The following is an 11,471-nucleotide window of genomic DNA, read 5'->3' as shown; positions in this document are numbered from 1 at the left end:
GGCGTGGCATCAAGGATCAAGATCCCGCCACTGGCGGTGGAAGATTCACCGCTTTGGTCGGTGACGGTGACCACGAGGGGAATCGTGGTGGTCACATCGGAGATGCTTGAGGTGCTCTCTGGATTGGCGTTGTTGACCGGGTTGTCGAGGATGAACGTGAAGCCGATCTCCCCGGTGACCGGGTTGAAGCTGGTGAGGACGAGGGTGCCCTCGGACTGGGGGTCTCCGTCTTTCGCCTCCAGGGGGATCTGGTAGAGGGGATCGGACGGGTTGATCGCCTGCAACTGGGCGAGGGTGAAGACCTTGCCGGCGATGGTCACCGTGGCGATGTCTTGGATGCCATCGGGATCGTTAACGGTGATCGTGCCGTTGGTGCTCGCGAGATCGGCGAAGGTGCCGCCTTCAAGACCCAGTTCAGCCACGGCGCCCTTGGGCAGGCTGAGATCGGGGCCGCCGTTGTTGGCGCGCAGATCTTGATCGCTCGGGGGGGCACCTCAGGGGTGCCCGGTGTGATCGCCACCGTGGGCGGCTGATCAACAGGCGCAGGCACTTCAGGCGCAGGCGCTTCCGCGACCAGGGGCGCCACCTCGGGGGCTGTCACCACATCGGGGTTCTGGGCACTGGGTTGAGCCGGCCCGCCGACGCCGCCCACATCCAGGGGCAGGTCGCTCGGTGGGGAGGTCGCGGCGCCAGGCAGCGGGGTGCCACCACCACCGCCAAGCACATCAGGCCCGCCGGGGCCCCTGGTTCAGGCAGGGCGGTGCCGGGTGCGGCAGCGGCTTCACCGAGCGGCCCGAGATTGAACTGATCCGGGTTGGGGCCGATGCCGGTGTCGGGGACACCGCTGGCCCCCTCAGGGTTGGGGGCGTACCACCGGGGCTGAAGGGAGCGCCGGCGCCGGCCTGTTGCGTGTTCTTGCGCAGTTCGTCGTCGGTGGCCTCCAGTCCCACGTTGGTGGCATCGACCTGGCTCTCGTCGGCGGTGGGGCCGGCAACGAAGGGGGTGGAAGTCATGGCTCAGGTGCAGCGAAGGGACGACGCAAACAACGGGAAAGAGTGGAAGACACCTTTCCGATCTGTTTTGAACCTAGGGGTGGCCGAGGGTGCCAACGGGCGGGTTAGCTGGAGAGTGTGCTTAGAGCACCTGGCCCGTGAGCATGAAAAACGGCCAACCCCCTGCAAGGCAGGGAATTTGGCCGGATTGAGAGTTGCCTGAGAGGCGCCCGATGGGGCTCTCAGTGCTGCTGTTTTGTGACCCCTCAGCGGGCTTCGGTGAAGGCCGAATTCATCGTGCGGGCGATCGGCTGGAAGATGTAACGCAGCACGCTGCGGCGGGGCCCCTGGATGTCGGCCACCAGGGTCATGCCCGGCAGGATCGGATAGAGCTTCTTCTGCGGGTCCACATACTGACGCTCCAGGGCGATCTTCACCCGGTAGTAGTACTGCCGGTCGTCGGGGTTCTGGAAGGTGGTGGGGGAAATGCTGCTCACCACCCCTGGAACGAAGCCATAGATGGTCGAGTCGTAGGGCTGGAGCTTGATCTCCGCCTTCTGGCCCACCTTCACAAAGCCGATGTCGGAGGGGCGCACGCGCGCCTCCACCACCCGTTGGGTGCCCTCGGGCACCACCGTGGCCACCACGGCGCCGGGGGCCACCACCGCCGCGGCATTCTTGAATTTCACGTCTTGAACCAGGCCGCTGGCGGGCGAGAGGATGCTGGTGCGCTCCAGCTGGTTCTTGACCCGCTTGATGTCTTCGCTCACCACCGCCTCCTCGTTCACCAGTTCGGCGATCTTGGAGTCGTTCTCCAGGCGCTGTCCCGAGTTCAGGCTGCGCAGCTTGGCCTGGGCCTCGCTGAGCAGCTTGTAGGACACCGACCGGTTGCCCCGCAGTTCCGCCAGCCGCGTGTTCGAGGCCGCCAGTTCCCGCTGGGCATTCACCACCTGCAGCCTGGAAACGGCGCCGATGTTGTCGAGTTTTTCGTACATCGACACCCCCTGGCGCAGCAGGCTCTGCTCGGTGAGGAACTTGCGCTCCTGGTCGTTGAAGCGGGCGATTTCCGCTTGCTTCTGGGCGATCTGGGCCTTGATCGTGTCCACCTGATCGCGGGTGTTCTGCTCACGGCTGCGCAGCAGGTCTTCCTGGGCGTTCTGGACCCTGTTGCCCAGGCTGCCCAGTTCCTTACTGGAGTCAGGGAGCTTGTCGCTGCCGCTGAGCGCCGCCCGCAGCTGGGCCTGCTGAAGCGTGAGCGCCTGCAGCTTCTGTTGCATCGCCAGGTACTGGCTGCCCAGGAGATTGGGCCGCAATTGCAGCAGCAGCTGCCCCTTCTGCACCTGATCGCCTTCTTTGACCGCCACCTTCTCGACGATGCCCCCTCCAGGTGCTGCACCGTGTAGACGTTGCCCTCGGGAATCACCTCACCGGAGGCATGCACCACCTCGTTGATCGGGGTGAGCGCTGCCCAGGGGATGAAGATCAAAAAGGCCGCACCGATGCCGTAAAGGGTGAGCTTGAGGTAGCGGTTGTCGGGTTTCTCCTCCAGCTCCAGGGCCTGGCTGAGGCGGTTGCGCCCCACCAGCCCGATGGTGTCCACCTGCTCGAGGCCCGGCAGTTTGCTGATCAGCCCAGAGCCCGGAGGCAGGGCCATGTCGTTGCCGGAACTAGGGGTGATGGCGGAAGGGCCGGCGGAGGTGGGGCCGCCGGGGGTGTTGGAGGAGTTGCTCATGGGATCAGAGGAGGGCGGGGCGTGGGGCGGTGATTCAGGGGGCTGATTTCTGCATCTGTTGGCGGAGCTCTTCAGCGGTTCCTTGGAAGACGGTGACGCCCTTGTCGAGGATCACCAGCCGATCGGCCAGCTCCAGCAGAAGTTTGTTGTCGGTGGCGAGGATCACACTGCGCTGCTGGCCGCTGAAGGCGCAGCGCCGCAATTTGGGCAGGGCATCGACCACCGTCTGGAACTGACCCGGGGCCAGGCCCTGGCTGATGTCATCGATCAACAGGATCGGCGCATCCTTGATGATCGCCTGGGCCAGGGCGATCAGTTTGCGCACCCCCAACGGGATCTGATAGGTGATCTCGTTGGTGAGCGGCGTGAACAACCCATCCGGCAAGGCTTCGAGGGTTTCGAGGATGCCCAGATCAGCGCAGACCCGGCGCACACCATCAACGGTGGCATCGGAGTTCATCGCCGTGAGGTTCGACCACAGCGTGCCCGGCAGCAGTTCCACGTTGGTCATCACGTAGGCGATGTTGCGCTGGAGACCATCGGTGCTGAACTGGCGGTAATCGCTGCCATCGAAGAGCAGGGTGCCACTGGCCAGGGGGTAGAGCTGGTCGATCACCTTGAGCACCGCGCTCTTGCCGGAGGCGGCATGGCCCGTGACCGCCAGGATCTGGCCCGGTGTGACCGACAGCGACACCCGGCTCAGGGCCAGTTGGGCGTCGTTGCCCAGGCGGCAGGCCAGCGAATCCAGCAGCAGGTTGCCGCGCAGGCGCGGAACACTGCCTTCACTCGACGCCTTGCTCACACCCCGGAGCTTCAGGAACGATTCCAGCTGCTTGTACTGATTGAGCATGCTCGTGTAGCGCAGCACCGCGTTCATCAGTTGCTGGAAGGGGGTGAAGATCCTCCACACGAAGAACATCGCCGCGATCAGGCTGCCCATCGCCGCCGGATCCTTCAGCTCACCGGAGGTGATCAGCCAGGCCCCCGCCGCCAGGGTGAGCACACCGGCCAGCTGGGAGGTGGTGCTGATCAGCACCTGCAGGCGGCTCACCTGCTTGTTGAGCTCCAGGCCACTCTTGCTGCTCTCAGCCGAAAGGCCGCGCAGCCGCTGCAGCCAGACCCAGCCGATGTTGGAGGTCTTGACCTCCAGGAAGCGCGACACCAGTTCCTGCTGGGCCAGACCGATGCCGGTGCCGGTGCTGAGGCTGAGCTCGGCGGCGCCGGCGTAGTAGCGGGCCAGGAAGAACACGATCAGGCCGCTGACGATCATCAGGGCGATCGGCACCATCACCAGCCAGCCACCGATCACCGCCACCGCGGCCAGATACACGACGATGAAGGGGAAATCCAGCAAGGCCGAGGCCAGGGGCCCTTGCAGGTAGCCCAGCAGGCTGTCGAGGTTGCGCAGGCGGTAATAGAGGCCATTGCGGCCAATTTGTTCAATCTGGCGGTAATCCAGTGAGAACAGCTTCTCAACGATGCCCACGCCCATCAGGCTTTCGATTCGCCCCGCCAGCAGAGCCAGCTGACCCGAGCGCCACTGGCGCAGGATCCAGTCGAGGCCGAACAGCACCACCACCCCCAGGAAGATCCAGAGGGTGGAAATGATGCTGTTGCTGGGGATCGAGACCGCGTAGATCGCCCGGATGTAGAAGGGCAGCGCCAGGGCCAGCAGGCTGAGGCCGAAGCTGATGGCGTAGAGCACGCCGATGCGGTTGGTGAAGCGGTAGAGGATCTGCTTCAGCAGGCTGGAGCGATCGACGCTCGCCTTTTCCTGCAGCAGCACCACCTGGCCGCCGGGGGTCAAGGTGGTGGGGTCGGTGCGACCGGTGACATTGCCGGCGATCACCTCGCCGTGGCTGTCCCGGGAGAGCACATAGGGGGTGCCCTCAGGGCTGAGGTAGAGGGCCGGCAGCAGGTGGGGGTTGAGCTGGCCCCAGCCCTGCAGCACCTCCAGGCGGCTGCCGTAGCCCAGGCGCAGCAGCACATTGCGCACGTCCACCAGATCCATCTGGCGGGGGTCGGCGCTGATCAGCTCGAACAGCTCCTCGGGCCGGCCCGTCCACAACAACTGCTGCAACAGCAGCCGCAGGCAGAAGGCCATGGGCGCCTCGGCACTGAGCGTGATGTCGCGCAGCAGCACATTGCGGCTGGTCATCGGGCCACCTCCAGGTTCAGCGCGGGAAGATCAATCGACTGGTCGGTGAGGGCCTTGAGGGCGTTGCCGGCCCCGCAGATCAGCACGGTGGTGCGGCCGTGGGTGCGCTTGAGCAACTTCGCGAAGCCATCGATGAACTCCTTGCCGTAGGAGCACTCGCTCAGGTCGACCAGCAGCAGCCGGGGCTCCATCGTCACACCCCGGATCAACTGGAACTGCTGCAGGGTGTCGCGGGAGAGCCCGGTGGGGACGGAGCCACCCAGGGGCGTGCTGTAGCCGTCGGAGAGGCTCCTGACCTTGTCGTCGGTGCCCACCAGCACCGACCAGAACAGGGCCTTGCGGCTGTAGCGGTTGGGCTGGAAGGAGGTGATGTTCTGCAGCAGGGTGCCGTCGAAATACGCCTGGGCCGGATCCACGTAGATCACCTCCCGGCGCAGCCGCTCACGGTTGTAGTCGGCAATCGAGAGGCCATTCACCTGCAGATCCAAGTCGGTTTCGATCTGCAGCAGCGAGAGGAACAGGTGCCGGGCGTCGGCACCGCTGCTGGCGTCGCGCACGATCACCGCCTCACCGGCGCCAATGGGCGGCAAGGCCTGGCCGTTGATGCTGAATTGGAGGCTCTGCTCCAGGGCCAGGTCGGCGCTTCCACCCGCCGGTTCCACCGGCAGGGCCATCAGGGTGTCGAGCTCGTCGCGGGCATGGATCAGCCGGCGGTAGCTGCTCCAGAGGCCCAGGGCCTGCTGCCAGGGCTGCAGGATCTTGCCCCCCAGCAGCAGGCAGGCGGCCAGGGCGCCCACCAGCAAGTGGCCGCTGATCACCATGAAGGCCCCCAGGTGACCAGGGCGGCCATGGTGACCTGGTTCATCAGGCTGCTGAACGCCTGGTATTGACCGGTGGCGTTGCTGTTCTGCATGCGCTGCCAGGCCAGGCGCTCCTGGCGCTCCTCGTTGCCGATCAGGAAGAAGCGCCCCAGCCCGTTCGACTTGATCAGATCAATCGACGACATCAACTGGGATTGGTAGTTGACCCGCTCCAGCTCCAGTTCATCCTTCTGGCGTGAGACCGCTTCGAAGTCGCGGGCGAACTGCAGCGAGCGCAACAGGTAGATGACGATCGCCAGCACCGCGATCAGGCCGACACTGCCGCCGATCAGGAACAGCACCAGCACGAAAAACAGGGAAAAGCACAGGTCGATGGCCGTGGTGAAGGCCTGGATGGCGCTTTCATCCCGCAGCAGGTTGATGCTGTTGAGCCGCTCGGCGTGGGTGGAGGGGGCTCCTTGAGGTAGTCGCCCAGACGCATCTGGGTGAAATGCGCCAGGGCCTCCATGCGGCGCTGGTGCTCCACCCGGGCGCCATCGAAGCCGGTGAGCCCGGTGCGCACCGTGCGCAGCCAGCCGGACACCGACAGCAGCACCACCACCCCGATGGTCAGCAGGGTGAGGCTGGCGAAGGCCTTGGTCGGGAGAACAGTGGTGTAAACGAGGTTGATGTAGATCGGTGAGGACAGCTCCAGCAGGTTGATCAGAATGGAGCTGACCACGATTGGTCCAACTTGGTATTGACTCCAATCGGTGTCCTTGAGAGATTGAAAGAACTGGTGGTTGCGCAGTTCCTCGATCAGATCGAGCTGGCGGTCGATGAAGTCTTTGATGCCCGCCCCGATGGATCGCAATCGGGTTCCGGCCCCAGGCAAGCTCACGGCTCGAACCACGTCGGTAAGCCTCAGTCCAACGAGTGAATCAGAACCAAGTTAATGCGTTACCCACGCTTTGGCTTCCATCGAGGGACAAACTGACAATTTCTGTGTTTCCCTCGCTGGCGGTTCCTACTTTTCGGTGGCGCCACTAGTCTGAACGTTCTGGCTTCATCCCCCAGCATGCTCAGGATCCGCCTTCCGGCCCCCCAGGTTCAACTCGAGCTGATTGGCACGGGTCGTGGCAACCGGCAGCCGTTTCAGGTGCTCGGCCCCACCACCGAGGTGGCCTTCGTCGAGGAACTGCTGGAGCAGCAATTCGGTGGGCTCACCATCAACCCCGCTGAACTGTTCAGCTTCCTCGGCAGCGATCCCTGGGTGCAGGAGCGCTTCAGTGCCCCGGAACTGGTGGACGGCGACCTCAACGCAACCGATACCGGCGAGCAGACCTTCCAGCGCCAGACCCTCGGCGACAAGCTCGTGCAGGCGGGCTTCCTCGAAATCGATGAGCTCGAAAAGCTGCTCGAGGATTACCGCCCCTTCGCCGGTACCCAGCGCTTCGGGGAGTTCCTCAAGCTCAACCTGCAGGTGCCCCCCAGTTGCTGGAGCTGCTGCTCAACCCCACCCTCTTCGATGGCGGCGGCTTCAACGACAAGCGCCTGGGCGATCGGTTGGTGGAGCTGAACGTGATCACCGCCGAGCAGCTTCAAGCGGCCCTGGCCGTCCAGAAGCAGGGCGGTGGCCTGCTCGGTGAGGTGCTGGCGAAGCAGGGGTTGCTCAGCGAGCGCATGGCGCGCTTTTTCTCCAAGGCCCAGATCAACACCCAGGGCCAGATCGAATACAGCGGCAGCTGAAGCGGGCGGCTCAGCGCCAGAGGGCATCGGCCATACGGCAGGTCTGAACGATCGCTCCCACGTCGTGGACGCGCACCAGATCGGCCCCCGCCGCCACCAACCGGCAGACCACGGCGGCCGTGCCCCAGAGCCGGGCCCGCGGCCGCGGTTCGCCCAGCAGCTCACCGATGAAGCGCTTGCGCGAGGGGCCCACCAGCAGCGGAAACCCCTCCGCGCGCATCGCCGAGAGGCCCTCCAGCAGCGCGAGGTTGTGGGCCGTGGTCTTGGCGAAACCCAGGCCCGGATCCCAGATGATCTGCCCGGCGGCCAGGCCGGCCGCCAGGGCCCGATCGGTGGCCCGCAGCAGTTCCGTGTGCACCTCGGTGACCACATCGCCATAGACCGCCAGGCCGTCCATCGTTGCGCTGGTGCCGCGGTTGTGCATCAGCACGTAGGGGCAACCGGCGGCGGCGATCAGGGGCAGCAGATCGGGGTCGCGGGCGCCGCCACTGACGTCGTTGATCCAGTCGGCTCCCGCCTCCAGGGCCGCTGCGGCCACGCTGGCCCGGAAGGTGTCGATCGAGAGCAGCGGCGGGGCTGGGGCACCTTCGAAGGCTGGCTCCGAGAAGCTGCTGCGGATCGCCCGCAGGCTCGGCAGCACCCGGCGCAGCTCTTCTTCGGGCTCCACCTCGCTGGCGCCGGGCCGGGTGCTCTGGCCCCCCAGGTCGAGCACGGCGGCCCCCTGGCGGGCCATGCGCCGGGCGGCGGCCACGGCGGCTTGGGGGCTGGTGAGCCGGCCCCCGTCGCTGAAGGAATCGGGGGTGAGGTTGAGCACCCCCATCACATGGGTGCGCTGGCCCCAGGCCAGGGTGCGGCCCGGCGGCATCAAGCCGTGACAGGCACCTGGTAGCCGGCGATGCGGGCAAAGCCGGCCGGGTCGAGGGAGGCACCCCCACCAGCACCCCATCGATGTCGGATTGAGCCATCAGCTGGTCGATGTTGTCGGCTTTGACCGAGCCGCCGTACTGGATCGTGATCTCAGGGAAGCCCACCCAGCCACGGATCAGGGCGCAGATCCGGTTGGCCTCGGCCGCTGCGCAGGTCTTGCCGGTGCCGATCGCCCAGATCGGCTCGTAAGCGACCACGAGAGCCGCGGGATCGAGCCCGTCCACCCCCTGCTCCACCTGGCGGCGGATCACCCGTTCGGCCTCACCTGACTCCCGCTGGGCATCGCTCTCACCGACGCAGAGGATCGGGATCAGCCCTGCCTCCTGGGCCGCCCGCGCCCGGTGGTTGATCTGCTCGTCGGTTTCGCTGTAGTACTTGCGCGGCTCGCTGTGGCCCACGATCGCGTGGGTGACGCCGTGCTCCAGCAGCATCGGCGCCGAGATCATGCCGGTGTAAGCCCCCGATCCATCCCAGTGGACGTTCTGGGAAGAGATTTTGATGGCGCTGCCGCTCAGGGCCTCGCTCAGGGCCGCGATCGCCGTGAACGGCGGCGCCAGGATCACCTCGCGATCACTGGGAAGATCGGCCACCAGGGGCAGAAAGGCCTCGGCGAAGGCCCGCGCTTCGGCGCAGGTCATGTGCATCTTCCAGTTGCCTGCGATCACCGCCTTCGCCACAGAAGATCCCTCGCCAAACCTGCCCATCAACCTAAAGCGCGGGGGTGCCGGGCACGACAACGGTCTGGCCCCTGATCTCCACCCGGTCGCCGGGGAGCAGCTGGCGGCCGCGCCGTTCCTCCAGCTCACCATTCACCTTCACCTCCCCCTGCTGGACCCAGAGCTTGGCCTCGCCGCCGGTGGCCACCAGGCCCTGCCATTTGAGGAATTGATCGAGCCGGAAGCGCACCTCGCTCCGCTCCGGGCCTAATTCCTGGGGCGCGGAGGGGGCCAAAACTTCACTGATAGGGTGCCTCGATGCTCGCACCACCGTCGGCTGGCTTCCGTCGGCTTCTGCCGCTGCTCAAGCCCTACCGCCGCAACCTGGTGGCCGGCGGCCTGTGCATGCTCGTGTTCGTGGGCTGCTGGCCGCTGCTGGCCTGGCTCGCCGGCCAGCTGATCCCAGCGATCGGCGCCGGCGATTTCCCCCGGGTGCTGCGGGTGGTGGCCCTGGCCCTGGCGGTGTTCATGGTTCAGAAGCTGGCCCAGTTCGGCCAGGACACCCTGCTGGCGGGCCCCGCCCTGCAGGTGAGCCAGGACCTGCGCCGGCAGCTGTTCGCGCGGCTGCAGCGGCTCGAATTCGGTGCCCTCGAGAAGCTCTCGTCGGGCGATCTCACCTATCGGCTCACCGAAGACGCGGACCGGGTCGGTGAGGTGATCTACAAGACCATCCAGGACACCACCCCCAGCCTCCTGCAACTGGTGGTGGTGTTCGGCTACATGGTCTTCCTCGATTGGCAGCTCTCGGCAGCCACGCTGCTGCTGGCGCCGCTGGTGGCGGCGCTGGTGAGCGTGTTCGGGGCGCGGGTGATGGGGGCGGCCGAGCGCAGCCAGAAGCAGGTGAGCGAACTGGCCTCCCTGCTGGGGGAGGCGATCAGTGGCCTGCCCCTGGTGCGCGCCTTCGCCGCCGAACCCTGGCTGCAGGAGCGCTTCGAGCGCGAAATCGACCTGCACCGCCGCGCCCGTTACCGCACCCAGCGGCTGCTGGCCCTGCAGTTTCCCGTGGTCGGTTTTCTCGAGGCGGCCGGAATCCTGACGGTGCTGCTGATTGGCTCCGCCCGCATCCAGGCCGGCGGCCTCGACAGCCAGGGCTTCAGCAGCTACATCGCCGCCCTGCTGATGCTGATCGATCCGATTTCCCACCTCACCACCAACTTCAACGAGTTCCAGCAGGGCCAGGCTTCCCTCAAGCGCCTGCGGGGCATCGAGCAGGAGGCGGTGGAGGAGCCCGACCGCCCCGATGCCCTCCCCTGGGCCCGGTGCAGGGGGGCTGCTGCTCGATGGCGTGGGCTTCGCCTACAGCCCCACTCAGCCGGTGCTGAACGACCTCAGCCTCGAGATCAAGCCGGGCCAGGTGGTGGCCCTGGTGGGGCCCTCCGGGGCGGGCAAGAGCACGCTGTTTTCGCTGCTGTTGCGCTTCAACCGGCCCAGCCAGGGTCGGATCCTGCTCGATGGCCAGGACCTGGGCGACCTCAGGGCGGCCGACCTGCGCCGAGCCCTGGCCCTGGTGCCCCAGCAGAGCAGTGTCTTTTCCGGCACGGTGGCCGAGACGATCCGCTTCGGGCGTCCCGCCAGCGATCAGCAGCTGCGCCAGGCGGCGCGGCTGGCCAATGCCGATGGCTTCATCGAGGCCCTCCCCGGCGGCTATGGCGCCCGCATCGAGGAGCGCGGCAGCAATTTCTCCGGCGGCCAGCTGCAGCGGCTGGCGATCGCCCGGGCGGTGCTGGGCAATCCGGCGGTGCTGCTGCTCGATGAAGCCACCAGCGCCCTGGACGCGGAGGCCGAGGAGGCCGTCCAACAGGGCCTCAAGCAGGCGATGGCCGGCCGCACCGTGCTGGTGATCGCCCACCGGCTCGCCACCGTGCAGGAGGCCGATCTGATCCTCGTGCTCGATCAGGGGCGGATCGTCGAGCGCGGCAGCCATGATCAGTTGATGGCGCAGGCGGGCCGCTACCGCGAGCTCTGCGAGCGCCAGTTGATTCGCGTCAGCATCTGAACCCCCAGCGCCTCAGGTCATGGCTGACTCCGCCGATCCCCCCTTCCCTTTCAGCTCTGGGAGTACCGGGTGATCCACATCAATGTGGAGAACAACGCCCCTCCCGAGGCGCCCAATCCCCAGGTGGCGAGCCAGAAGCTGCAGGGGATGCTGAGCCCGGAGTTCATCGCCCGGGAGTTTCCGCAGCAGTACGGCGCCCCGCCGCCGCCGCGTCACCCCGCCGAACAGCTGCAGTTCTTCCTCAACCTGCTCGGCAAGGAGGGCTGGGACATGGTGGGCTCCGAGCGGGTGGGGGTGCTGCTGATGTTCTTCTTCCGGCGGCCGCTGCGGCCCCTTCCCAAGGCCCTGCCTCCCCCGCCAGCGCGCAGGAGGCCCCAGCGGAGGAGGGCCTGGCAGACGGC

12 protein-coding genes and 2 pseudogenes are annotated in these 11,471 nt (G+C 66.5%); 4 read left to right on the top strand and 10 right to left on the bottom strand.

Translation table 11 applies throughout. From position 1 onward, the window contains the following. The 3 genes from AAF143_RS11315 to AAF143_RS11305 all read right to left on the bottom strand — a co-directional run. Positions 1-422 (bottom strand): hypothetical protein (locus tag AAF143_RS11315; RefSeq protein ID WP_414027046.1); only part of this gene is annotated, 422 nt, incomplete at its 3' end. Between the two features lie 303 nt (positions 423-725). Beyond that, on the bottom strand, positions 726-1,013 hold the full coding sequence (locus AAF143_RS11310) for a hypothetical protein (protein ID WP_414027045.1): 288 nt from the start codon (positions 1,011-1,013) through the stop codon (positions 726-728). 245 nt (positions 1,014-1,258) lie between these two features. Beyond that, a complete protein-coding gene (locus AAF143_RS11305; RefSeq protein ID WP_414027044.1) occupies positions 1,259-2,356 on the bottom strand; it encodes an HlyD family type I secretion periplasmic adaptor subunit in 1,098 nt (365 codons plus the stop codon). A 207-nt stretch (positions 2,357-2,563) separates the two neighbouring features. Between AAF143_RS11305 and AAF143_RS11300 the strand changes: the two genes are divergently transcribed. Beyond that, entirely contained in the window at positions 2,564-2,770 is a 207-nt protein-coding gene (locus AAF143_RS11300; protein ID WP_414027043.1) for a hypothetical protein, read from the top strand. Here AAF143_RS11300 and AAF143_RS11295 read toward each other — a convergent pair. The 4 genes from AAF143_RS11295 to AAF143_RS11280 are packed head-to-tail and all read right to left on the bottom strand — an operon-like array spanning position 2,759 to position 6,556. After that, positions 2,759-4,882, bottom strand: coding sequence for an ATP-binding cassette domain-containing protein (locus AAF143_RS11295; protein ID WP_255010308.1), 2,124 nt, complete (start codon positions 4,880-4,882; stop codon positions 2,759-2,761). The two genes, AAF143_RS11300 and AAF143_RS11295, sit on opposite strands and share 12 nt — an antisense overlap. Then, positions 4,879-5,703: a hypothetical protein gene (locus tag AAF143_RS11290; RefSeq protein WP_414027042.1), complete on the bottom strand. Its 825-nt coding sequence runs from the start codon at positions 5,701-5,703 to the stop codon at positions 4,879-4,881. Before AAF143_RS11290 ends, AAF143_RS11295 begins: the two co-directional genes overlap by 4 nt. Next, positions 5,697-6,050, bottom strand: coding sequence for a hypothetical protein (locus AAF143_RS11285; RefSeq protein ID WP_414027041.1), 354 nt, complete (start codon positions 6,048-6,050; stop codon positions 5,697-5,699). The genes AAF143_RS11290 and AAF143_RS11285 overlap by 7 nt, the downstream gene beginning before the upstream one ends. Continuing rightward, entirely contained in the window at positions 6,032-6,556 is a 525-nt protein-coding gene (locus AAF143_RS11280) for a hypothetical protein (RefSeq protein ID WP_414027040.1), read from the bottom strand. The genes AAF143_RS11285 and AAF143_RS11280 overlap by 19 nt, the downstream gene beginning before the upstream one ends. A 204-nt stretch (positions 6,557-6,760) precedes the next feature. Between AAF143_RS11280 and AAF143_RS11275 the strand changes: the two genes are divergently transcribed. After that, on the top strand, positions 6,761-7,261 hold the full coding sequence (locus AAF143_RS11275) for a hypothetical protein (RefSeq protein WP_414027039.1): 501 nt from the start codon (positions 6,761-6,763) through the stop codon (positions 7,259-7,261). Further along, positions 7,249-7,431 (top strand): hypothetical protein, encoded by a 183-nt coding sequence (locus tag AAF143_RS11270; RefSeq protein ID WP_414027038.1) that lies wholly within the window; start codon positions 7,249-7,251, stop codon positions 7,429-7,431. The genes AAF143_RS11275 and AAF143_RS11270 overlap by 13 nt, the downstream gene beginning before the upstream one ends. A 10-nt stretch (positions 7,432-7,441) precedes the next feature. On the opposite strand, the gene folP is transcribed toward AAF143_RS11270, so the two are convergent. From folP to AAF143_RS11255, 3 genes and pseudogenes are all read right to left on the bottom strand, one after another. Then, a complete protein-coding gene (gene folP / locus AAF143_RS11265) occupies positions 7,442-8,296 on the bottom strand; it encodes a dihydropteroate synthase (protein WP_255010303.1) in 855 nt (284 codons plus the stop codon). Next, positions 8,296-8,996: pseudogene (gene tpiA / locus AAF143_RS11260) on the bottom strand (triose-phosphate isomerase). Before tpiA ends, folP begins: the two are co-directional and overlap by 1 nt. A 70-nt stretch (positions 8,997-9,066) precedes the next feature. Continuing rightward, the gene (locus AAF143_RS11255) at positions 9,067-9,309 is read right to left on the bottom strand and encodes an RNA-binding S4 domain-containing protein (protein ID WP_261359063.1); all 243 of its coding nucleotides are present in this window, start codon (positions 9,307-9,309) and stop codon (positions 9,067-9,069) included. 23 nt (positions 9,310-9,332) lie between these two features. On the opposite strand from AAF143_RS11255, the pseudogene AAF143_RS11250 reads away from it, so the two are divergent. Further along, a pseudogene (locus AAF143_RS11250) lies at positions 9,333-11,070 on the top strand (ABC transporter ATP-binding protein). Positions 11,071-11,471 lie beyond the last annotated feature (401 nt).

Source organism: Cyanobium sp. ATX-6F1 (assembly GCF_047395825.1).
Lineage (GTDB): Bacteria > Cyanobacteriota > Cyanobacteriia > PCC-6307 > Cyanobiaceae > ATX-6F1.
Note: the sequence above shows the minus strand (reverse complement) of the source record. Positions and strands in the feature narration are given on the sequence as shown.

What these genes read in the sequence shown, in the direction of transcription:
- folP (WP_255010303.1), bottom strand. Translation starts at nt 8,296, where the DNA reads ATGCCGCCGGGCCGCACCCTGGCCTGGGGCCAGCGCACCCATGTGATG.
- AAF143_RS11295 (WP_255010308.1), bottom strand. Translation starts at nt 4,882, where the DNA reads ATGACCAGCCGCAATGTGCTGCTGCGCGACATCACGCTCAGTGCCGAG.
- AAF143_RS11290 (WP_414027042.1), bottom strand. Translation starts at nt 5,703, where the DNA reads ATGGTGATCAGCGGCCACTTGCTGGTGGGCGCCCTGGCCGCCTGCCTG.
- AAF143_RS11275 (WP_414027039.1), top strand. Translation starts at nt 6,761, where the DNA reads ATGCTCAGGATCCGCCTTCCGGCCCCCCAGGTTCAACTCGAGCTGATT.
- AAF143_RS11310 (WP_414027045.1), bottom strand. Translation starts at nt 1,013, where the DNA reads ATGACTTCCACCCCCTTCGTTGCCGGCCCCACCGCCGACGAGAGCCAG.